The organism is Methylophilus sp. OH31, from assembly GCF_000576615.1.
Lineage (GTDB): Bacteria > Pseudomonadota > Gammaproteobacteria > Burkholderiales > Methylophilaceae > Methylophilus.
Genome location: NZ_BAUS01000012.1, coordinates 93,960 through 115,689 on the forward strand (window position 1 = coordinate 93,960; position 21,730 = coordinate 115,689).

The window sequence follows — 21,730 nt, forward strand, 5'->3', positions numbered from 1 at the left end:
ATTAAACGGGGGAAATCCCCTTTAATTCCGGGATTAAACTTGCCCGTGATGCGTAGAATAGGGCACATGAAACAACACCAGCCCCAGATTGTGATGATGCTTATTGTTAGCCTGTTATGGCTGATGAGCGTGTCTGCGTACGCGGCAGACCGTGCTGTGATTGCGAATCAGCATGCGGTCGGCGCAGCCTCTGCAGGAAATGACATGCACAGCCGCCTCTATCAAACAGTGATGCAGTATGTACAAAGCCAGACACAAGGCTATCCGGGCAAAGTCAATATCGAGATTCAACCGCTGGACAGCCATATCCGCATTGCAGAGTGTGCATTGATGGAAGGCTTTACCGTACAAGGCGCGCGTTTGTGGGGTAAAACCCATATTGGCGTGCGTTGCCTGCAATCTGAGACTAAGCCATGGACACTGTATGTTCAGGCCGATGTGCAGGTATGGGGAGAATATGCCGTCACCGGTTTGCCGGTTGGCCAGGGTTCACCAGTGCAACCCACAGACGTGGTCATGCAGTCTGGTGATTTAAGCAAATTGCCAGCAGGCATTATTACTGACTTGTCTATGTTGGCTGGTAAACAGGCAGCATTAAATTTGCCATTGGGCACGGTGTTAAGACCTGAATTGCTCAAGTCGGTGCCGGTGATTATGCAAGGGCAAACTGTACAGTTAAATAGTCGTGGTGATGGCTTTGTGATCTCGGCTGATGGCACTGCCATGCAAACCGCAAATGTTGGCCAGGTGGTTGATGTGAAAGTCAGCAGTGGCCAGATTGTAAAAGGCGTCGCGCAGTCTTCCGGTAAGGTGGACGTGCGCTTTTAGTCAGATGGACAACCCTTTTAATTAAAAAATAGCTTAATTGAAAAATGTCTGAAAATTATAAACATGCGATAAAAAGTGTATTAAGCACTAAAGTTCGCTTAAACTATGCCGATAGTACTGTTAACGAATGAGGGTTTTGACTTTGATAAGCCCTGAAACAATTCAAAATCAGAAGAGGTACGGCATGAACATTTCAGATTCGATTAAAAAAATGGGTGTTGGCGTAGACAAGCCGACATTGGAAAAAGGGACTGCGAATAAAAGCAGCGAGAAAGCAGCGAGCACATCTACTGCCTCTTCAGACAATGTGACTTTATCTTCTGCCTCCGTGCAGTTGCAGTCATTAGAAGCTGGATTGGCCTCTGGCGAGGTGTTTGACACCAATAAAGTCGAAGAAATCAAAGCCGCAATCGCGCGTGGCGATTTTTCGGTGGATACCGCCAAAGTGGCTGATGGCTTGTTGCAAACTGTTAAAGACTTGATACAACCGAATAAAGGCTGACAATTATGACTACTGCAAATCATTTATCTTCTCCAGTGACGTTTGAGAAAGACGCCGCGCTGGTATCAGAGTTATTGAGTGATTTGCAGTCTGAGCAGTCGGCCCTGGTCACTGCTGACCTGGACGTGATTGAGCGCATGGTAGACAAGCGGGTTGAGCTGCTACAAGCATTAGGTGCCGCTGCCAACTCACGCTATGACGCGCTGGCCGCAGCAGGCTTTGAGCCGAATGAGCAGGGCATGTCGGTCTGGTTACAAAAGCAATCCAGCCAGTTATTAGATAGTGCGTGGGTCACTTTTCAGCAAGAGCTGACACAGGCAAAAGAATTAAATCGCTTGAACGGTATCCTGATTAACAAGCACTTTTTGCGCAATCAGGAAAAGCTGGATGCATTGAATGGTAAGAGTTCTGCACCACAGTTTTATGGCAAAAATGGTCAAGCCCACCGGGCAAACAGCAGTCGTAGCGGCTTTTCAGTCTAGACACTGTTCACACGATAAAAAAACAGCCGAAGAGATGCTCTTCGGCTGTTTTGCTTTTAACGCTGGCAAATTGCCTTAAATCGAATTTTCTAGCGTTTCCCAGCGCGTGAGCTTCTGCATGACCAGCAGCTCAATTTCGCTTAGCCTGTCCTGTAGTAGTTTCACTCGCTCAGGCGCCTGTTTATAAATATCACCTTGTGCAAATTGGGCCTGGATCTCGGCTTGCTCTTGCTCCAGTTGTTCAATTTCTGCGGGTAATGCTTCCAGCTCACGCTGTTCCTTGAAGCTCAACGTTTTTCGGGGAGTGACCGTTTGGGTTGTGACTATAGGCGCGGGTGTATTTGATGCTGAAGCGGCAGCAGATACTTTTGACGTAGAGGTTGGTTTGCTACTACGATTCTGGCTAAATCTTAACCAGTCATCGTAACCACCGCCGAATTCGGTTAATTTGCCTTGGCCTTCAAACGCAATCACTTGGGTGACGGTATTTTCCAGAAAAGCCCGATCATGGCTGACGAGGAAAAGGGTGCCTGAGTAATCCTGTAATAGCGTCTCCAATAACTCCAGCGTATCAATATCCAGGTCATTGGTCGGCTCATCCAGCACCAGGACGTTGGCAGGGCGTGCAAACAGGCGTGCCAACAGTAAACGGTTGCGTTCACCACCAGAAAGTGATTTCACTGGTGAGCGTGAGCGTTGTGGCGGAAACAGGAAGTCTTCCAGGTAACTGATCACATGTTTACGCTCATTGCCGATTTCAACAAAGTCTGAACCCGGGCTAATGGTATCGGCCAATGTGGCTTCTTCATCCAGCTGCTCCCGCATCTGGTCAAAATAAGCGACATTGATTTTTGTGCCGCGCTGAATGTCGCCACTATCTGCTTCAATGTCCCCTAAAATAAGTTTCAATAGCGTGGATTTTCCAATCCCGTTTGGACCCAGTAAACCAATTTTATCGCCACGTAAAATACGGGTACTGAAGCCTTTAATTAAGGTTTTATCATCATAGGACTTATAGACCTGGTCAAGCTCTGCCACCAGTTTCCCACTACGTTCGCCAGCATCCAGGTTGAGTTTGACATCGCCCTGGCGCTCACGTCTGGCTGCACGGTCTAAACGTAGCGCTTCCAGTCTTCTTACGCGCCCTTCATTACGTGTACGGCGTGCTTTAATCCCCTGCCGGATCCAGACTTCTTCCTGTGCTAAAAATTTATCGAACTTAGCCGCATGCGTTTCTTCAACGGCGAGCAGCTCTTCTTTTTTAATTTGATATTGTGAAAAATTGCCAACAAAGTCTGTCAGATTGCCACGGTCAAGTTCGGTAATGCGTGTGGCCAATTTGTCTAAAAAGCGACGGTCGTGGGTAATAAACAACACGCTGCCATTAAATCCCAGTAACAAATCTTCCAGCCACTCGATCGCTTCCAGATCCAGATGGTTGGTTGGCTCGTCGAGTAGTAGTACCTCAGGCTCTGCCACCAGCGCCCGCCCAAGCGCAACGCGTTTACGCCAGCCACCAGAAAGTGTTGAGACCAATACATCCGCATCCAGCTTTAAGCGGCTAAGCACGGTTTCGACACGTGATTGCGCTACCCATCCATTTTGTGCATCCATTTCATGCTGTAATGCCTGCATGCGCTCCATCAAGGCCTCAATGTTGGCATCCGGCATTCCCATATCATGGGTGACCTGATGGTAATCAATGATGGTTTGCTGCAAGCTGCCCAAACCTTCTGCCACGGCTTCAAATACGGTGTGCGCATTATCCAGTTCAGGTTCCTGTGGTACATAGACCACGCGTACGTTCGGTGCGCGCCATACAGTGCCGTCATCCAGTTTGATGGTACCGGCAATGGCTTTCAGTAAACTGGATTTACCGGCACCATTGCGGCCAATCAAACCGACGCGTTCACCCGGATCTAACTGAAATGAGGCTTGGGCAAGCAAGGCATGATGACCAAATGCCAGGCTGGCATTATCAAGCGTAATATGAGGCATAAAGGGGGATGTGGCAGAGGTTGTTGAATCGATTCGATATTGTAAACGACATCAAACCATACACTAAGCTTAATGCGTAAATAAAAGAATCTATCAGTGTATCTGTTGTGAAGGCGAGGGCAGGGTGTCTAGCGACAATGCACCACCGCGCAGCGAAACATCAGGTGCAGGGCGGGTATCGGGTTGATATTCCTCCACCCAACGCTGCAGGTCTTGCTTGATTTGTGCTTCTTGCAAATGTGGAATATTGCTTAACCATTCCAGCAAATTAGCCAGCCAGCGTGCATCTGCACTGCGCGCTTGTGCAATACGTAATTTTTCATGGCTGGTGGACAGGGTATTTTCATCATCTGCCAACAACTCTTCGTACAGCTTTTCCCCTGGCCTCAAGCCGGTAAACTCAATGCGGATATCTTGTTCTTGCAGACCCGATAATTTAATCATATCGCGCGCCAGGTCGATAATCCTGACCGGGGTGCCCATATCCAGCACAAATACCTCACCACCGTTGCCCATGGTCGCAGCCTGTAACACCAATTGTGCCGCCTCGGGGATGGACATAAAGTAGCGTGTAATTTCAGGATGGGTAATGGTTATCGGGCCGCCATGCGCTATCTGTTCGCGGAATTTGGGTATCACGCTGCCACTGCTGCCCAGTACATTGCCAAAACGCACCGTGATAAAACGCGTGTGGCTATTGTCAGCATGCTGCAATCCCTGGCAAATCAATTCGGCCAGCCGTTTACTGGCACCCATCACATTGGTCGGATTCACTGCTTTGTCGGTTGAAACCAAGACAAACGTCGGCACGCCAGCCGCCTGGCAAGCTGCAGCAATCTGGTAAGTGCCATGTGCATTGTTTTGCAAGGCCTCCACCACATTAAAATGTTCCATCATTGGCACATGCTTGTAAGCCCCCGCATGCAGCACTACGTCAGGTTGATGGCTTTGCAAAATGCGCTGGATACGCGTCTGGTTTTTCACATCTGCCACCAGGTAAACGAGTTCCGTATCTGTTACCCACTGGCCAAATTCCTGTTGCAGCGTATAAAGTGCATATTCAGAAATATCCAGGCAAATCAATTGCACAGGGTGAAAACTCAATATCTGGCGACAAAGCTCAGAACCAATCGAGCCCGCGGCACCCGAGACCAGCACCACTTTATTCGCCAGCATACTGCTTAAACCGTGGGTATCCAGCTGAACCACATCACGCCCTAGCAAGTCTTCCACATCAATCTTGCGAATCTGCGACAAACTGACGCGGCCACTGATCAGGTCTGACATAGCAGGTAAAGTCAGCACCTCCATGCCTTCTACCTTGCGTGCGGCTTCAACTGCCAGGCGCCGTTTCTCATGTCTGCTACCTGGCATCGCAATCATGCAATGCTGGCAAGCATGGCGTTCTGCAATCCGCGCCATATCCTCCAGGCCGCCTTCGACCTTGGTATGCATGATCTCACGGCCAACCAGCTTATTGCTCGGGTCTATCATCGCCACCACGCGCCACTCAGGGTTTTTGCTGAGTTCTTTAATCAAGTTAAAAGATGCGTCTTCGACGCCGATCACAATCACAGGCTTGCCTTGTACCGCGAGTGTATTGAATAGCCGACGCTCTTTCCACGCGCGATATAAGAATCGACTACCGCCCATGGTTAATAGCAGTAACATGGGGTTTGTAATGAGCACTGAGCGCGGAATAATAATTGAGGGGTGTACTAACAGTGCAAATGTTGCGCAAAGCAGTGCTGCAAAAGCAACAGCACGCATGATGCGTTTTAAATCTGGCAGGCTGGCAAAGCGCCATACGCCTTTGTATAAGCCAAAGCTATAAAAAACAATGCTATGGAAAATAAAAATGACCGGCAGGCTTTCCCAGATATATCCAATAAATTTTTCAGGAATATGAAAGTTAAAGCGCAATGCAAACGCCATCCACCACGCAATGATTACCACGATTGCGTCATGAGTAAAGGCGAGTAATGATAAAAAACGAGCCAGAAATTTAGGCATGCTTAACTACCTAGGGTTAATGCGTGATGTTATCACGTCTTAACACTTTGATTGCAGTCATTAGAATAATCTTGATATCCAAATACGTAGACTGATTGACTAGGTAGTATGTATCTAATGCTACTTTTTGCGGGATAGGAATTTCGTCTCGGCCATTAATTTGTGCCCAACCAGTCACGCCTGGTTTCAATCTGTGAATACCATACTCTGTACGTAAAACGATCAGATCGTCCTGATTGAACAGGGCAGGGCGCGGTCCGACAAGCGACATATCCCCTTTTAGCACACTCCATAATTGCGGTAATTCATCCAGGCTGGTTTTACGAATGAAACTGCCAATGGGAGTGAGAAAACTATTTGGATTGCTTTGCTGGTTCATTAAGTGCGTGGCAATTTGTGGTGTGCCGACTTGCATAGAGCGAAACTTGGGCATCAAAAAAATTGTATTACCTTTGCCGATGCGGCGAGACCAATATAGTGCCTCTCCTTTGGATGTGAGCCTGACTGCTATAGCGGTTAACACAATAGGGACTAATAAGAGGAGTAACAATAATAAGGAGCCAATAATGTCAAACAAGCGTTTTATCATCAGAATATGTGCTATCAATGTTTTTTTAGACTAAAGGCGTACTTCTTAAAGCCATGCCAAAAGTAGTGTGAAAAATAATAAACGGATTTCCAAAAAGAAATGTGTTCTCTTGTTCTAAATCCTAGCCATTTTTGATAAACAACCTTGAGTTTATTGCGGGATGCAGAGTTTTCTCTCAAGCGATAGATGGCAAGCGCAGGTTGATGACCATAAGCCTGCTGTGTCTTTTTTAGCAGTGAAAGCCAGAAGAAGTAGTCTTCGTTAATCTTTCCTTCCATTCTTGTATCTGCAATCAGTTCACGGCGTATAAAGGCAGTCAGGCATGAGATAACACATACTTTAAGCATACTTTCATACGTGGCCGTCGCTGGAACTGTAAACTCTTTTTTGATATTGGATAAACTGTTGATAGCAATTTCATAGGAGGCGTAAGAAAAACTGTAGTTATTTTTGCTAGAAAAAGAATACATTTCCTCTAAAAATGTTGGATACCAAAAATCATCGCTATCTAAAAAAGCAATATAGTCGCCTTGTGCGATATCCATTCCTTTATTTCTGGCTTCGGCGGCACCACCATTATGATGATTTCGGATTAGTTTGATTCTGGGATCATTTTGAACATAGCGTTCAACAATCGTGCATGATTCATCAGAGGAGTGATTGTCGACTATGATCATTTCCCATTCAGGCAATGTTTGAGACAGCACCGATTGAATCGTCTCTTCAATATACAAAGCCGAGTTGTACATCGGCGTAATGATAGAAACTCTCATATTTATTTGTGGTACTTTCCGCCAAGTCGCTCATAAATGGGTGACATAACTTTCTCCGCTAGATGGGCACCAAGGACGCCATGCAAAAACCTGTAGTACAACGGCCACTTTTCCTGATAGTCTGAATAAGTTAATTTAGACTCATTAAACGCAATGTTCGCAAAAGCTATAAGACCGTGCCTTAATGCCAGTCTACCCACCCACCAATACCTCATCGCAATATATGGGCGCATATCTTCTGCAAATGTACTTTGTAGGGCCTCATTAGTCAGACGCACTTTGTCTATTTCATGTGCAATTGAGCTCCCGGTATGCCTTTTTCTTTTATTGGAGATCCTACCGTCAGCCGTATGTACACGGTAAAAGTAAATATTCTTATCCATGTGTACAAATTTATAACCCTTGCCCGCAAGCCTGACATGCAGATTCCACTCTTGCCCATTTTTAAATCTGGTATCAAAGCCACCAATGGCTTCTAGCATGTACCTGCGATGCAAAGGGGTCGTGGTTAGCAAATCGGAAAACAGTAGCGTGGCTGTTTGATTTTTAGGTGCAATACGTGTGTTGACTGGTTTGAGCGTGTTTTTGCTCACTATCGTAAAGTTGCCATAGACAATCGTGTTGTTATCGTGTTTAAGCGCTTCTTCCACCTGTAATGCGATACAGTCCTTTTCCAGATAATCATCAGCATCTAAAAACTTAACAAACTCACCACGTGCAGCCTCCAGCCCCTGATTCCTTGCTACGCAAGCTCCCGCATTTTGCTGGTGGATGATTGTTAACTGCTCCATGTGGGATATTTTGTCCACGCCGTGATCAGTTGAACCATCATCTACTACTATGATTTCAATGTTTGAATAGCTTTGATTCAATACACTATTAACACACTCTTCAATATATGAGGCTGCGTTAAAGTATGGAATGATGATGCTAACAAGAGGGGGGTGCATTTATTAAAGTATTGCCTGGTAAAAAATAGAAATTATGTTCTGATTTGAAATTATTGTTGCAGCACTTCTAAACCAGCTTTAGTTGCATGAATGTGGATTTACTTTCCTTTGATAAAGTCCATGATAGTGGTGAACCATTTCTTATTCAAATAAAAGCTTGCGATCAGGTAGCTTATTGAAGATAGCAAAAATCCTCCTAGCAGCCTATAAATTGGTGTGTCAGTAAGTCCCATACTTAAATATCCGGTACAAACTGCAAAGATTGAAATCAGCAATGGCTTGATTGAATGTAATGCATATTCTGCGAAAGTAATGCCTGAAAGGGGCCTGACAAGAAAATACCAGTTCGGCCAGTAACCTGTTATACCAAGCAGTACCATGGATATGGACATCCCTGTTACCCCATACTGACTTCCTAGTAGAACTGCTGGAGGGGTAATAAGTAACCATACGAGGTTCCATTTGAAACTCAAGTCAGCCCTGCCGCGAGCCATGAGTAAACTTCCTACAGGATTACCAATTGAGCGCAATAGTGCCCAAGCAGGAAATATCTGCATAAATATTATTGATGTGGTCCATTGGTCGCCCAAATACAAAATAGTAATTTCAGGGGCAAATAAAGTAAGAAAAACATAAATCGGCGCGTTTATTGATGCAGTCATTAGCATCGTTTGTAAATAAATGCGTTTTAATAGGGAAAGGTCATCCTGAGCTTTGGCCATTACTGGTAGACCAATTTGTGTAACGATAGGGTTAACAACCATGGCAATATTTAAGCTAAGATTTTTGGCTATGCTGTATTGCCCGATCGCTTGTGCAGACATCATTTTGCTGCCAAGTAACACATCAATTTGTGCGTTGAGTGAGGTTGCAAGGTTATTCGCTATCATGTAGCCGCCAAACTGTAAAAATTGGCTAATCTCTTGTAAATCGAAGCTTGCTGATGGTCTCCAGCCTTCAGATAAGTAAATCCATGACATCGTGCTGCTGAATATTGATGTAACAACAGTGCCGACCAATAACGAGTAAACACCAAAGTTAAGATTTGCGCAGATGATCGCTGCAGCGAAACCGGCTAGTGCGGCTAAAACATCTACTTTCGCAAGCTGAGAAAAGTTAAGATTCTTCTGAGCCCTTAGGCGTAACTGTAGCCCAAGTGAGTTGATAAGCATAGCTAGCGCGGCCAATGTGATTAAGGTACTGAGGCTGGGTTGCTTGTACCATGCTGCTAACCAGCTACTGGAAAGCCAAAGTATTGAAGCTAAGATTACGCTCACACCAACATTGAGCCAATAAAGACTGGATTGTTGCGATGCCGAGATTTTCTGGTGATGGATAATTGCGTTACTAATACCGGCATCTGCAAAAATCTGCAAAAACACCATGATTGATGTCACGAGCGCTACAAGCCCAAAGTCTGATGGCGTTAGTATTCTTGCCAATATGGCGATCTGTGAGAATTGGAGCAGGGCCCTCGTAATTAAAGAGAATGTAGTCCATCGCGCAGCAGAAAGTGTTTTTTGTCTTAGATTCATTTATGATGATTTTCGCGAATGAGAAAAGGATTTCCTTTTCTCAGTGCTCTAATGAACTTATGCAAATGGAACTGTTCTTTTAATTTTAAAGAGTCTTGAAGTCTTGCTGTTGATTTTTTTCATAAAACTTCACAACGCTGTTGACCACATGGTTCAATGACTTCTGATCAAGGTTAAACCACATTGGTAGTCTAATTAGACGTTCACTCTCTTTAGTTGTGTAGTGATCAGTGTCATTAAAGCGTGAAAACTCTTTTCCAGCAGGGGCATTATGCAGTGGCACATAATGAAAAACTGCATTGACTCCCTCATTCTTCAAGTGAGAGAGAAGTTCAGTTCTCTGTACCAAGTTTTTGGTTTTCAGGTAGAACATGTGGCCGTTATGCTGGCAGTGCTCAGGGATAACGGGAAGTTCAAGTTTATGCGCAAGCGCCAAACAGTTTAGCTGCTCGTAATAATTGTTCCAACTTGAAAGTCTGTTGTCTGTAATCTGATCGGCCTGTTCTAATTGCGCCCACAGGTAAGCCGCTTGTATTTCGCTTGGCAAATAGCTACTACCAATATCCACCCAGGTGTATTTGTCGACCATGCCACGGAAGAACTGGCTTCGATTCGTGCCTTTTTCTCGAATAATTTCAGCGCGAGAGACAAACTGAGGGTCATTAATAATTAACAACCCACCTTCGCCACCGCTGGTGAAGTTTTTAGTTTCATGAAAGCTGAATGCTGCCAAATGGCCAATAGAGCCCAGTTGTCTGCCTTTGTAAGTCGACATCATGCCTTGGGCCGCATCTTCAACAACGTAGAGCTGGTGACGATTCGCGATATCCATGATGATATCCATGTCACATCCAACACCAGCATAATGCACAGGGACAATGGCTTTAGTCTTCGGTGTAATGGCGGCTTCAATCAGACGCTCGTCAATATTTAGCGTGTCTGGCCTAATATCAACGAATACAATTTTGGCTCCGCGGATGACAAATGCATTCGCAGTACTCACAAACGTATAGCTTGGCATAATGACTTCATCGCCTGGTTGAATATCCAGAAGAATTGCTGCCATTTCCAGAGCTTGGGTACAGGAGGGGGTGAGCAATGCTTTCGCGCACTTCAGATGCGTCTCAAACCATTGCTGACATTTTTCGCCATATTTACCATCACCAGAGAGTTTTTCGCTCTGCAATGCGTCAGCAATATATTTTTGTTCGTTGCCTGTTAAGGGCGGTTTGTTAAATCCAACGTTCATTTTTTAAAACTTTTCATGAAGTTTTGGGCATTGGGCCCTACATTAAAAATCAAATCTAAAATACTGACACCATGCTCAAATGGTTCGAACAATTGAGGATATTCGTTATACCCTGAGTAATCCATCCATTCAACTTTTATGCCCATATTCTGCGCAATATCTTCGTTAAAATAATCTTTCGCTGCCGGCCCGCTGATATACACATCTGCGTGAGCTTGCTTGCAAATCCCTAATAATTTCTCGGTTTGTCCTTCTTCTAAAACAAATTCGCTAGACCACGAAAGCTTTGTTTGAATACCCAAAATATTGCTGATGATTTGAATCAATGTAAAGTTAACCTGGCTAAGATACTCTTCTTTCATCATCAGGTAAGCCTCTTCAAATAGCGGACTATATTGTTTGAAGTAGGGGGCTTTGGAGTAAAACTGTTTGATGGTTTGCCAATGTTGTTTAGCCCATAGAGGATCTGAAATACGGGTTTCATTTATTTTTTGAAAGTATTTACCTTTGACTTCTACAGGTATGGTAAGCCACGAGGATCCCTGCGGTGTTTTTATCTTGTTACGATTGCGCCAATCTCTACGCGTATATTGCATGTCATCGTATAAGACAAACTCATCTACACTATTGATTAGGTCAAAATAGCCTTTCCAAGGGATGTAATTGGATTGAACAATTGCTACCTTCTTCATACATCCTCCAATACCGCAAGACCAAAACCTGTTTGGCCGTAGCCATTGCCGTTGTAAAGCATATAAATACTGTCACCATGCTTGAATACAAAAGGATATTCGATCATCTCACTATCCCAGCCTTCATTTGATACATCAATGCCGCTCTCTTTTAGGTTTAGCTCCCAATGCATACCATCAATTGAGTCGGCGCGTCCAATGCGATACGTCCTGCCGTCACCACCTCGATAAGAGAACCACATGAAATAATGATTGTTTAGTAATAGAACCGTTGGTCTCGAGAAGGCCTGAGCTTGACCAATTATACTAGGCACTGCTATGCCATTTTTACTCCAGTGATGACCATCACTTGAATAAGCATTTTTAATTACATGCTCCATTTCCTGATTGCCTGCATCCCATGTGTTGGTACTGCCATACCACATTTGGTAATGACTACCTATTTTCTCTACCCATGGATATGAGAGACTAATATTGTCTTCTGCATCTAGGCCTATGAAAGCATTTTCTGGATCTAGAGATAGTTGACCATCAGGAGAGACCAATAAACGACCGATATCCCCCCTCCAATGACTACTCGCATGATTCTGCCAACCCATAAATAGCATGTAAGACTTACCTTGGGCCTGGTAAATGTTACCTATACTGACACCATGTGAATAAAAGCTGTTGTCTTCACCATGTTGAAATGCTGGCTCTGGATGAACATAAGTTACTTCTAAAGTGTGGATATCAAAATGAACATACGATACTGATGATCGATTAAGGCTATCGCGCGCACTGTAATAAACTCGTATGATTCTATCATTTAGTGCTACAGCCAAAGGGTTGGCTGCATGGCTGATTAGTTTTTCATGAGCATGATTTTCATGGGAATAAAGTTGCCCCAGTTTTCGCCAACGCATTCTACTTAAATCTTTCTGAGTCTCGTACTAGGTACTTTGGCCCGGACCGTTTCTTGACCAATATAAACACCTTCAGCGTCAGCGTCACTCAGTAATAAAGCGCCTGCACCGATCACGCATTTTTCACCTACAGTAATATGGTCTCTTAATGTTGCATTCACCCCAATGAAGCAAGACTCTTTAATCACGACACCACCTGAAACAACTACTTGAGATGCGATAAAGTTATGGTCGTGAATTGTACTGTGATGGCCAATATGATTTCCACTCCAAAGAGTCACATTATTACCAATGGTCACAAACGGTTGAATTGTATTGTCTTCAAGAATGAAACAGTTTTCCCCAATGTTTTTATTGTTGAGAATCGTTGCTTTACTGCTTATATAAGACGCTATTTCATACCCTTTTTGTTTTGCGGTTAAATATTTTTCTTTTCTAACTTCATTTAGTTTTGAATAACTTAGCGCTACAAAAATAGACGTGTCTGATGGTTTGACATGAGACTCAAGCTGTTCAAATGGATATACGGGCAAATCACAAAAATCATTCTTTTCTATGTAGGCGCTATCTGCAGTAAACCCTACAACCTGATATTCAGAGTCATTTGTAAAGTAGTAATGGGCAAGTTGAGCAATATCACCAGTGCCAAAGATCACAAGACGTTTTGTCATTTTATTTCCTAACGATGATTGTGAATTCGTATAAACCGTAATCATGCAGCAGTGCTACTTGTTTAGAGCAATGCTTTTTACAAAAATCAAACAATAATCCAGGGTCAGCATAGTAAAGGTAATCCCGCTTTTTATCTTCATCTGAGTATGAAGTTAGGCAGTTAAATGCGAACCCTTTGCGAGTGTAGGCGTTCATTTGCTCTATGGTTTTCATGATATGTGCAAGCCAAAGCTCGTCATTTTGCTCAAGCCGGACATTAAAAATTCCACTGGCGACTGCATAATCAACATTTGCCGGAGGCGTTGATCCATTAAAAAATTGGATGTGGTCAGATTTAGGATGTGTCTTGATGGCTGCCTGAATCATTTCCTCTGAAATGTCTAAACCGATATAGTCGAATGGCGTGCTTAATTTTTCTAGCATATAACCTAGCATTGCACCGTATCCGCAACCTACGTCAATCAAAGAAAATTCTGACTCTTTGTTTATGACTTTAAGAAGTTGTTCAAATCGGCAAAACTGACTATCTTCGCCATTCCAATCAACCCCTTGTGGCGTGGTACCAAAGGCCTCTACTTTTTGGGAGTAATAGTTTGCAACATCATTAAGAAGAGCATTGTTTGTCATATGATAATCATTCCTCACTCATTCTCGATGAGAGGTTGTGTCCTAAAAGTTGCTTGAAATTACTTCTTTAATTTTTTAAGTTGTCTACTCTGTAGGTATGACTCGATGCTGGTTGGCTCTTCAAAGTTAAAGCCGAGAATTTCGCGCATATTTGGCGAAATGTATTTTGCTTGAATGTTTTGAGGGATATTAATTTGCTGTTTGAAATAGGGTATCGTGAAAACATGATTGACGGCTCTGACATCACTTGACGACTGGTTGTAGCCCCCACAGTGATATACCATGCAATCAAGAATGACAAATTGTCCACGCTTTGATTCTATCTGGATGCCAAATTCTTTAATAAAGTTTTCTGATGGGCACACAATATCTTTGTGTGAGTGCGGTACAACCCACATTGCGCCAGACTCAAAAGTGAGATCGTCTAAACAAAATAATGCATTTAGAGCAAGGGGAGATGAGGATACGTAATGTTGATATGGTAAGTCTCTATGCCACTGACCTTGGTCATAGTCTTTGCTTGATGGAAAAATAACGCCATTTTGCTGGTTTAGTATATATTTTCCTTGGATCATTTTGCCGATAACGGTTGCTAGTCTACTATTTAAAGCAAGATTCAAAAAATGGTTTTCAATCTCTTGAGTGAGTGGCGACCTTATTGTATATAGTTCACCTGTTTCGGATAGTAGGTGTTGATCATACTGTTCAATGTATTGCTTTCGCAAACGATTAAAAACTGTATCCAGTTCATTAAGCTCTTGATCCGTATAGCCTGAATCCAATAACGCAAAACCATTGCGGTGGAGACTTTCAATAATTATTTCTTCGTCATTATTAGCGGTGTTTTTCTGTAAAACTCCATATGTTTGGTTGGGACGTTTTCCATATGTATTCATAAAGTAATCTTTTCCAGAAAATGATTTGCTATGTGTTTTGTTTTAATGACTGTTAATTAGAGTCGTTGTAACGTGAAAGTGCTAGGGATTGGAGTAATGAGTCTTAACAACATATTCTCGTTATTCAATCCAGGAGCCAAGGCTCTTTAATAACCCCTCTTTGGAAAAATGCTTCTTAACATTTTGCATGTTTTGGTTGGCAATTGTACGATCAATCGGATGAATGTTGAATTGTGATACATCAAATACCTGTAAATCAAACTCTTTAAATAAGCCGTTCAACGTTGAGTCCGGGTTGATGTAAACTTTCTTACCTAAACCCAGTAGCGTAACAGCATTGCCTAATGCTTGCTGTCTATTGTGATTGAAAATAGCAATATCAATATTTGCTAAGAAAGCTAGATAATCTTCAAATGGCAATAAGTCTTGCAATGGCTGAAATTGATTGCCAAATAGCTCATATCCTTTATTAATGACAACATTAGCATATTCCATGTCACCATAAGAAAGAGGCGAAAATAGTTTTATATTGTCTTGTTTAAATGGAATAAGTGCTTCTAGCGTGAGTAAATGCCGATTCGATGGGTCAGCAGAGTTGCCAACCTGAATGTTGATAGTCGAGTGAGCATTACTACTCAGGTCATAGTGTTTATAAATGTTGCTTGGATAATTAAAACACCTGATATGAGCACCTTTTGCGCCATACCATGCTTTGGCTAACTCGTAATCCCCCGTTGTTCCGCTGACGAGGAATCCCATATTCTTGATAATAAAAGCACGCACTTTTTCGTAAGTGTGTGCTTTTATGCTATTCCTCTTGTTTTGGAAGCAATATAGGTCGCCCCCCCACATAATCCAGTAGCATTTTTTTAGTAGCCAAGGCTGTAAAAATAATAACAATACGATTAACGGGTTAAATAAGCTGTGTAAAACGATTTTTTTTGACGAGTTCATTTTCACAATGAGCTCAAATATTTGATAAAAATGCTTAAAGTGAATAACGTTTTTATCTAATATGGTTGGGAAAGTCTTTAAGTTTCCAAACAATAAGAAGTCGTGTTTTGAAAATGCAAAGTTTTCTTTAATCAGGTCGATAAAAGGTGGGATAAATTTATCTAGCCTACAAATATGTAGTGTTTTCTCACTGTGTATAGCACTTGATTCCAAACTCATATATTTCTTATCGTTTTTGCAATATCTGCGAGATGTTAAAAAATTAAATGCTAATAGAGATTAACAAAAAACAGAATACCATTTAGTAATGATTATTGCGCTTTTTGACTAAGCATCGCCTTAATATTCGCCATCTTGCTCTTGCCATAGTCTTTGCTCAGCACTTGATCCGGCCCGTTAAACGGGTTGCCAAAGTGTTTGACATCGTCTTTTGGTAACTCACCGATAAACCGACTTGGTTCACAGGCTTGCATTTCGCCGCCGCGTTTGCGCTTTTTGCACCAGGTGATGTTGAGTGATTTTTGCGCGCGGGTGATGCCTACATACATGAGGCGGCGCTCCTCTTCAATCTGGTCGGCGTCGATTGAGTTGGTGTGCGGCAAGATGCCTTCTTCGCAGCCGATTAAAAACACGTGGCCGTACTCCAGGCCTTTGGAGGCGTGCAGGGTGGAGAGTTTGACTGCATCGGGTTCGCTGTCTTCGCGGCCTTCGAGCATGGTGATGAGCGAAACCATTTGTGTGAGTTCGAGCAGGTTTTTGCCTTCGGACTCATTGCCGTATTCGGTAGAGCCTTCGCCTTTTTTGCTGAGCCAGGAGACAAATTCGATGACGTTGCCCCAGCGTGTTTCGGCTGCGCGCGCTTCTTCACCATCGTACAAATAGGTTTCGTACTGAATGGCGGTTAGCAGGTCGTTGAGCACTTCGTTGGCAGGGTCTTTGACGGCGCGGCCTTGTAGCGTCTGGATGTAGCGGCAGAAGGTGAGCAGGTCTTCGAGCTGTTTAGCACCGACGTCGTGCTGAAAACCACCTTCAAAGGCGGCAGCAAATAGCGACATTTTATGCGCGCTGGCGTATTCACCCAGACGCTCCAATGTAGTGTTGCCTATGCCTTTTTTTGGCGTGGTTGCAGCACGGATGAACGCAGGATCGTCATCTTCGTTGGCGACCAGGCGCAGGTAGCTGATGATGTCTTTAATTTCGGCTTTATCAAAAAACGAGGAGCCGCCAGAGATTGTGTAGGGGATTTTGTGGTTGCGCAAAAACTTTTCGATGATGCGCGCCTGGTGGTTGCTGCGGTAGAGAATCGCATAATCTTTGTAGGTGGTGCGATGCTCGAATTTGTGCGCCTGCAATTTCATGACCACGGTTTCGGCTTCGTGTTCTTCGCTTTGTGTGGCGGTGACATGTAATAGCTCGCCGGTGCCAAGTTCGCTCCACAGTTTTTTCTCAAACAATTTTGGGTTGTTGGCAATCACCTGGTTGGCTGCGCGCAAAATACGCACGGTGGAGCGGTAGTTTTGCTCCAGTTTAATCACTTTGAGTTTTGAAAAGTCTGTGGTGAGCTGGCGCAGGTTTTCCACGTCGGCGCCACGCCAGCCGTAAATGGCCTGGTCATCATCACCCACGGCGGTAAACTGGCCGCGCAGGCCGGTGAGTTGCTTGATCAGTTTGTACTGGCAAGCGTTGGTATCCTGGTACTCGTCAATCAGCAGGTAGTGCAGTTTACGTTGCCATTTATCCAGCATCTCGCTGTGCTGGTCAAAGAGTTCAACCGGGACCTTGATCAGGTCGTCAAAGTCCACTGCCTGGTAGGCACGCAGGGTTTGCTGGTAAAGCTGGTAAACACGGGCTGCGGCATGCGCCATTTCTTCATCCGCCAGCGCTTTTGCCTGGTCAGGGCTGACAAACGCGTTTTTCCAGCTGGAAATCTGCCATTGGGTTTTACGCAGCAATTGCTTGTCTGTCGTGGCGAGAATGTCGCTCAGGATTTTAAAGCTGTCTGACGCATCCAGAATCGAGAATTGCGGTTTATAGCCGAGCAGGGCGGCTTCCTGGCGCAGTATCTGCAGCCCCAGGGAGTGAAACGTGGTCACCGTCAGGCCTTTGCCGCTTTTGCCTTCCAGCAATGGCGTGACGCGCTCCTGCATCTCGCGGGCGGCTTTATTGGTGAAGGTGATGGCGGCAATCTGGTTGCCTTTATAGCCGGCCTGGTTAATCAGGTAGGCAATTTTTTGCGTAATCACGCGTGTTTTACCACTACCGGCACCGGCCAACACCAATAAGGGGCCATCCAAGTAGTGAATTGCTTCGCGCTGTGGGGGATTTAAAAGATGCTGCATGGGACTTCAGAGGTTTGTGGTAAACAACAAAGCGGTAGAGGAATTAGCCTGTATGGACTATTTAACCCCTTCATTTATATGGGTATAGTCGCTCAACCATAGTATTATGTTTTTCAGGTAAACAAACTTTGTCCGCCCCTGTGTTTGATCTCAACAGTGTCATTCTATCATCAATTGGACTTACCTTAACGCTGGTTCTGGTCTTGTTGATTTTTGGCGCCCATCAGCAACGCAGCCTGATTATGCATTGGGTACGCGGCCTGTTGGTATTCGGTGTTGGCCTCGCCATTTATTTTCTTTCACAAACCTCTTTGATACATGGCCCGCAAAACGTTTATGTGGCTACTTCAGTCACCATTATTGCGCTCGGCATTAGCCTGTTTGTTAACGGTATCCGTTTGCTCAGAGGTTATCGTGTTTACCGTTATTGGGCCTTGCTGGTGGTGACCACCTTGCTCGCGTGTAATGCCGTGATGTTGAATATGCATACGCCGGATAGATGGATATTGTTAAGCAACCTCTTGGTGTTGATGTGGGTATTTGGCTACGGCAGCCGTAGCCTGGTCGGCCATGGCAAAGATTTTGTGGCACACGTATTCTGGTTATGTTGCAGCCTGTTTGCCCTGGTGAGTTTAATGCTGGCTTTTTTGGCGGTGAAGGTCATATTGGGCGATCAGGAAAGTTTGCAGACGTTTTCACAGTGGAGCATGCATGCTTATATGATGACGGCGACTATGCTGGCCATGACGACAGTGACCAGCTTGCTGTTGCTGGTGATGCATGTGCGGGCGCAGGCCGGGCTGCAGGCCATTGCCACACTGGATGGTCTGACTGGCGTATTAAACCGTAGAGGCTTACAAGAAGCGGCTACGCGTATGCAGGCGGTGTCGCAGCGTATCCGCCTGCCGATGGGGATGCTGATTGTCGACCTGGATTACTTTAAAAAGGTCAATGACGTGTATGGGCACCTGGTGGGCGATGTGGTGCTGAAAGCTTGTGCAGGGACGATACGCGCGGCCTTGCGTGGCGGGGATGTGATTGGCCGTTATGGCGGGGAAGAGTTTTGTATTTTAATGCCTAATACCGGCGAACATGAAGCAATGATCTTGGCGGAGCGTATCCGCCGTATTATTGAGGTGACGCCGGTAAGCATTGCAGGCGTGGAGAGTATGAGTAGCGATACACAGGCAATTAAATGCACAGTCAGTGTCGGCTCAGTCAGCTCTGAAACCGTTGGTTACGGCCTGGAAGGTCTGTTTGCTGGTGCCGATCAAAACCTGTACAAAGCCAAGCAGAATGGCCGCAATCGCATTGCAAGCAATATTGATCAGTTACTGAATAAACCACCAGAGCCCGGCAAGCCAGCCAAACGGCATGCCAGCCTGATTGCCTGAGGATAACAGCCAGTTTACAAGGTATCTGGCTCAGGCGCTGCCTGGTCTTCTTTCGCTTTCTTCGCTGCCGCGGCCTGTTCCGCAGCCAGCGCGATCATCTCGGCCCGGCTCTGTGGTGATTCCAGGCTCACGCGGCCAATGGCGCCGCTGCGGTAGTCAGTGAGCAAGGCCATGGCGGTACGCTCCATATCCCATTCACCATCGTTACGCTTGTAAGTGCGGCGTTTGGCGATTGCTTGCAGCAGGTCTATGCCATCAATAGCAGTCACATCCAGCTTCATGACATCCAGTTTATAGCGCGTATTCATGAGCGCCGGATATTGTTTTAATAACACATTGCCCAAAAACTCGGCCACATCTTCATCGATCACCGCGTTGCGGCCAATGGCGTGGCTGGCAGCCAGCAGATAGCCGTCTGACTCATGTTCGATTTTTGGCCACATCATGCCGGGGGTATCGGTGATGTTCTGGCTGTCATTTAAATCAAAGCGTTGCTGGCTTTTGGTCACGGCTGGTTCATCGCCCACTTTGGCCGCCCGGCGATTCAACAGCGCGTTCATCAGGGTGGATTTGCCGACGTTAGGGATGCCCATGATCATCATGCGCAAGGGTTTCAGCGGCGTGCCGCGATGTGATGCCAGTTGGCGGCACAATCCCGGGATTTTTTTTGCGTCACCAGGTTTTTTGCACGATAAGGCGACGGCTTTGGTATTGGGCTGCTTATTAAAGTAATTCAACCAGGCCTGGGTGACTTGCGGGTCGGCCAAATCGGCTTTGTTGAGAATTTTCAGGTTAGGCCGCTGGCGAAAATTACGCATTTCCTCAATCATGGGGTTGTGGCTGGCGGCAGGCACGCGTGCATCCAGTACCTCAATCACGACGTCGATATGTTCCAGTGTTTCTTCTGCCTTTTTGCGGGCAGAAGTCATGTGTCCCGGAAACCATTGTATCGCCATATTTTTGCTCCATCTTCAACTCAAAAAATACGGTATCAATGTCCCTTGCCGTACCCCATATTGTTTTTGTCCATGCTGCCCATGATGAAATTCAGGGCGGATTAAAACAATGCAGCGATCATTTTAACATTTAAGCGGCAACTCCTTAAATATTGCAGGCATTGCCAGCGTTATTTCCAGCTATAGCCCAGTGTGAACAGGGCGCGTGTATCGCCTTTGACGCGATCATCTACCGGGCGGCTATCATAGTTGTAGTCTAATTGTGTAGACGCACTCAAGCCAAAAATAAACGGAAAGCGCAGACCGGTTGAGCTGTAAACCAGGATTTGTGAAGGAGATCTCGCGGTGTATAACACCTCATGGCGATGGAATGCCTGCACAAAAGAATCAAATAAATACTGGTTGTAGTTGACCGCCCAACGCAAGGCGGCATGACTGTCATCACGCTCTTCGTAGTAATCCTGTTTAATCAGCGAGACACCGCCTTCCACCGACAGGTTAAGCTTTTCGCCCTCAAAAATCTGGTAACCGGTACCGACACCGTAGGTACTGCGTAACTTGATATCCCTGAAACGGTCTTTTTCCTGAATGGTGTTGAGGTAGCTAAACCATTTTTTGCTAAAAAAGTGGTCATACTGGCCGCGCACGCGCGCGTTGTTCTGTGTTTGTTCGTCGTTATCTTCTGCCCAGTAGTAATAGCCTTGTACCGTATAACGATTATCCAGGCCGCGTAATACCGACTCACCGTTAAATTGCATGTTGCGGTTGGTACTGTTGCCATTGTTAAACGCACCGCCCAGGCTCAGATTGCCGGTCCAGACATAACCCTCGCCAATCAGGTCGCGGCTGGGATTGATGTAATGGATTTCGTCTAGCTCGGTATCTACTAGTGGCGTGTTGGTTTCCTCATCCAGAATCACCTGGCCTTCATCAGTATGAATCAAGCGGCCATTGACGATGCTGCCATCAGACAGTTGCATGAGGATGGGCTTGTCGGCATCGATACTGTGAATATCGTTCCAGTTGATTTTAACCTCGTCGGCATAACTGGTTTTGACGGTAAGTTTATTAGAAATTTTAACGCCCAGTGTACCTGTAATTTTGTCGCCATTTTTCATCCATATGGTATCCGCCGCTGCCAGATGTGCCTGTAGGCTGGCGAGAAAAAATAGGGTGGCTTTGGCGGTCAAAGAGCCCTGCTTGATTAAACTGTGCGGCATACATACTCCCGTGCGATTGAACAACAGCGCTGTAAAACAGCGGATTGAATGCAGCATTGATGGCTGCAAGGGCAGTGTGGTAACCGCCCCAATGATTAAAGACCATTATTAACATGATTCATAAAGTGGTCTTTGAGTTCCCGAATATGGCATGGT

Annotated in this window: 20 protein-coding genes; 4 read left to right on the top strand and 16 right to left on the bottom strand. The window is 45.1% G+C overall.

Annotated elements, in window-relative coordinates:
• The first annotated feature begins 66 nt into the window (after positions 1 to 66).
• From flgA to OH31_RS13375, 3 genes are all read left to right on the top strand, one after another.
• Complete coding sequence (flgA, locus tag OH31_RS13365) at positions 67 to 828, top strand: flagellar basal body P-ring formation chaperone FlgA (RefSeq protein ID WP_024931116.1); 762 nt, start codon at positions 67 to 69, stop codon at positions 826 to 828.
• 184 nt (positions 829 to 1,012) lie between these two features.
• Positions 1,013 to 1,330, top strand: coding sequence for a flagellar biosynthesis anti-sigma factor FlgM (gene flgM, locus OH31_RS13370; protein WP_019882524.1), 318 nt, complete (start codon positions 1,013 to 1,015; stop codon positions 1,328 to 1,330).
• 5 nt (positions 1,331 to 1,335) lie between these two features.
• A complete protein-coding gene (locus tag OH31_RS13375) occupies positions 1,336 to 1,812 on the top strand; it encodes a flagella synthesis protein FlgN (protein WP_019882523.1) in 477 nt (158 codons plus the stop codon).
• 75 nt (positions 1,813 to 1,887) lie between these two features.
• On the opposite strand, the gene OH31_RS13380 is transcribed toward OH31_RS13375, so the two are convergent.
• The 14 genes from OH31_RS13380 to OH31_RS13445 form a co-directional block, all read right to left on the bottom strand.
• Positions 1,888 to 3,810 carry an ATP-binding cassette domain-containing protein gene (locus OH31_RS13380; protein ID WP_024931117.1) on the bottom strand — a complete coding sequence of 641 codons (1,923 nt, stop codon included), beginning with the start codon at positions 3,808 to 3,810 and terminating at the stop codon, positions 1,888 to 1,890.
• Positions 3,811 to 3,903: 93 nt separating this feature from the next.
• The gene (locus OH31_RS13385; RefSeq protein ID WP_024931118.1) at positions 3,904 to 5,823 is read right to left on the bottom strand and encodes a nucleoside-diphosphate sugar epimerase/dehydratase; all 1,920 of its coding nucleotides are present in this window, start codon (positions 5,821 to 5,823) and stop codon (positions 3,904 to 3,906) included.
• Between the two features lie 16 nt (positions 5,824 to 5,839).
• Positions 5,840 to 6,412 carry a sugar transferase gene (locus OH31_RS13390; protein WP_305079943.1) on the bottom strand — a complete coding sequence of 191 codons (573 nt, stop codon included), beginning with the start codon at positions 6,410 to 6,412 and terminating at the stop codon, positions 5,840 to 5,842.
• Between the two features lie 14 nt (positions 6,413 to 6,426).
• On the bottom strand, positions 6,427 to 7,185 hold the full coding sequence (locus OH31_RS13395) for a glycosyltransferase family 2 protein (protein WP_024931120.1): 759 nt from the start codon (positions 7,183 to 7,185) through the stop codon (positions 6,427 to 6,429).
• Positions 7,186 to 7,187: 2 nt separating this feature from the next.
• The gene (locus OH31_RS13400) at positions 7,188 to 8,135 is read right to left on the bottom strand and encodes a glycosyltransferase family A protein (RefSeq protein WP_024931121.1); all 948 of its coding nucleotides are present in this window, start codon (positions 8,133 to 8,135) and stop codon (positions 7,188 to 7,190) included.
• A gap of 98 nt (positions 8,136 to 8,233) precedes the next feature.
• On the bottom strand, positions 8,234 to 9,670 hold the full coding sequence (locus tag OH31_RS13405) for an MOP flippase family protein (RefSeq protein ID WP_024931122.1): 1,437 nt from the start codon (positions 9,668 to 9,670) through the stop codon (positions 8,234 to 8,236).
• Between the two features lie 85 nt (positions 9,671 to 9,755).
• Positions 9,756 to 10,919: a dTDP-4-amino-4,6-dideoxygalactose transaminase gene (gene rffA / locus OH31_RS13410; RefSeq protein ID WP_024931123.1), complete on the bottom strand. Its 1,164-nt coding sequence runs from the start codon at positions 10,917 to 10,919 to the stop codon at positions 9,756 to 9,758.
• Positions 10,916 to 11,611 (bottom strand): WbqC family protein, encoded by a 696-nt coding sequence (locus tag OH31_RS13415; protein ID WP_024931124.1) that lies wholly within the window; start codon positions 11,609 to 11,611, stop codon positions 10,916 to 10,918. Before OH31_RS13415 ends, rffA begins: the two co-directional genes overlap by 4 nt.
• Positions 11,608 to 12,516 carry a hypothetical protein gene (locus OH31_RS13420; protein WP_024931125.1) on the bottom strand — a complete coding sequence of 303 codons (909 nt, stop codon included), beginning with the start codon at positions 12,514 to 12,516 and terminating at the stop codon, positions 11,608 to 11,610. Before OH31_RS13420 ends, OH31_RS13415 begins: the two co-directional genes overlap by 4 nt.
• Positions 12,517 to 12,521: 5 nt before the next feature.
• Entirely contained in the window at positions 12,522 to 13,187 is a 666-nt protein-coding gene (locus OH31_RS13425) for an acetyltransferase (RefSeq protein WP_024931126.1), read from the bottom strand.
• A 1-nt stretch (position 13,188) separates the two neighbouring features.
• Positions 13,189 to 13,815, bottom strand: coding sequence for a class I SAM-dependent methyltransferase (locus OH31_RS13430; protein ID WP_024931127.1), 627 nt, complete (start codon positions 13,813 to 13,815; stop codon positions 13,189 to 13,191).
• Positions 13,816 to 13,874: 59 nt separating this feature from the next.
• Positions 13,875 to 14,711: a phytanoyl-CoA dioxygenase family protein gene (locus OH31_RS13435; protein WP_024931128.1), complete on the bottom strand. Its 837-nt coding sequence runs from the start codon at positions 14,709 to 14,711 to the stop codon at positions 13,875 to 13,877.
• A gap of 120 nt (positions 14,712 to 14,831) precedes the next feature.
• Entirely contained in the window at positions 14,832 to 15,884 is a 1,053-nt protein-coding gene (locus tag OH31_RS13440; protein WP_024931129.1) for a TDP-N-acetylfucosamine:lipid II N-acetylfucosaminyltransferase, read from the bottom strand.
• A 92-nt stretch (positions 15,885 to 15,976) separates the two neighbouring features.
• Positions 15,977 to 18,004 carry a UvrD-helicase domain-containing protein gene (locus OH31_RS13445; RefSeq protein WP_024931130.1) on the bottom strand — a complete coding sequence of 676 codons (2,028 nt, stop codon included), beginning with the start codon at positions 18,002 to 18,004 and terminating at the stop codon, positions 15,977 to 15,979.
• 203 nt (positions 18,005 to 18,207) lie between these two features.
• Here OH31_RS13445 and OH31_RS13450 point away from each other — a divergent pair, with 203 nt between their 5' ends.
• Entirely contained in the window at positions 18,208 to 19,398 is a 1,191-nt protein-coding gene (locus tag OH31_RS13450; RefSeq protein ID WP_242402294.1) for a GGDEF domain-containing protein, read from the top strand.
• Between the two features lie 14 nt (positions 19,399 to 19,412).
• On the opposite strand, the gene ylqF is transcribed toward OH31_RS13450, so the two are convergent.
• Complete coding sequence (ylqF, locus tag OH31_RS13455) at positions 19,413 to 20,354, bottom strand: ribosome biogenesis GTPase YlqF (RefSeq protein WP_024931132.1); 942 nt, start codon at positions 20,352 to 20,354, stop codon at positions 19,413 to 19,415.
• A 170-nt stretch (positions 20,355 to 20,524) separates the two neighbouring features.
• The gene (locus OH31_RS13460; protein WP_051502179.1) at positions 20,525 to 21,574 is read right to left on the bottom strand and encodes a YdiY family protein; all 1,050 of its coding nucleotides are present in this window, start codon (positions 21,572 to 21,574) and stop codon (positions 20,525 to 20,527) included.
• Positions 21,575 to 21,730 lie beyond the last annotated feature (156 nt).

Excerpts from the sequence above, each read along its gene's own strand:
- OH31_RS13435 (WP_024931128.1), bottom strand. The coding sequence starts at position 14,711 with ATGAATACATATGGAAAACGTCCCAACCAAACATATGGAGTTTTACAG.
- OH31_RS13380 (WP_024931117.1), bottom strand. The coding sequence starts at position 3,810 with ATGCCTCATATTACGCTTGATAATGCCAGCCTGGCATTTGGTCATCAT.
- OH31_RS13390 (WP_305079943.1), bottom strand. The coding sequence starts at position 6,412 with ATGATAAAACGCTTGTTTGACATTATTGGCTCCTTATTATTGTTACTC.
- flgM (WP_019882524.1), top strand. The coding sequence starts at position 1,013 with ATGAACATTTCAGATTCGATTAAAAAAATGGGTGTTGGCGTAGACAAG.
- OH31_RS13405 (WP_024931122.1), bottom strand. The coding sequence starts at position 9,670 with ATGAATCTAAGACAAAAAACACTTTCTGCTGCGCGATGGACTACATTC.
- OH31_RS13425 (WP_024931126.1), bottom strand. The coding sequence starts at position 13,187 with ATGACAAAACGTCTTGTGATCTTTGGCACTGGTGATATTGCTCAACTT.
- OH31_RS13460 (WP_051502179.1), bottom strand. The coding sequence starts at position 21,574 with ATGCCGCACAGTTTAATCAAGCAGGGCTCTTTGACCGCCAAAGCCACC.
- OH31_RS13440 (WP_024931129.1), bottom strand. The coding sequence starts at position 15,884 with ATGAGTTTGGAATCAAGTGCTATACACAGTGAGAAAACACTACATATT.
- OH31_RS13385 (WP_024931118.1), bottom strand. The coding sequence starts at position 5,823 with ATGCCTAAATTTCTGGCTCGTTTTTTATCATTACTCGCCTTTACTCAT.
- rffA (WP_024931123.1), bottom strand. The coding sequence starts at position 10,919 with ATGAACGTTGGATTTAACAAACCGCCCTTAACAGGCAACGAACAAAAA.
- OH31_RS13400 (WP_024931121.1), bottom strand. The coding sequence starts at position 8,135 with ATGCACCCCCCTCTTGTTAGCATCATCATTCCATACTTTAACGCAGCC.
- OH31_RS13445 (WP_024931130.1), bottom strand. The coding sequence starts at position 18,004 with ATGCAGCATCTTTTAAATCCCCCACAGCGCGAAGCAATTCACTACTTG.
- OH31_RS13395 (WP_024931120.1), bottom strand. The coding sequence starts at position 7,185 with ATGAGAGTTTCTATCATTACGCCGATGTACAACTCGGCTTTGTATATT.
- flgA (WP_024931116.1), top strand. The coding sequence starts at position 67 with ATGAAACAACACCAGCCCCAGATTGTGATGATGCTTATTGTTAGCCTG.
- ylqF (WP_024931132.1), bottom strand. The coding sequence starts at position 20,354 with ATGGCGATACAATGGTTTCCGGGACACATGACTTCTGCCCGCAAAAAG.
- OH31_RS13415 (WP_024931124.1), bottom strand. The coding sequence starts at position 11,611 with ATGAAGAAGGTAGCAATTGTTCAATCCAATTACATCCCTTGGAAAGGC.
- OH31_RS13430 (WP_024931127.1), bottom strand. The coding sequence starts at position 13,815 with ATGACAAACAATGCTCTTCTTAATGATGTTGCAAACTATTACTCCCAA.
- OH31_RS13420 (WP_024931125.1), bottom strand. The coding sequence starts at position 12,516 with ATGCGTTGGCGAAAACTGGGGCAACTTTATTCCCATGAAAATCATGCT.
- OH31_RS13375 (WP_019882523.1), top strand. The coding sequence starts at position 1,336 with ATGACTACTGCAAATCATTTATCTTCTCCAGTGACGTTTGAGAAAGAC.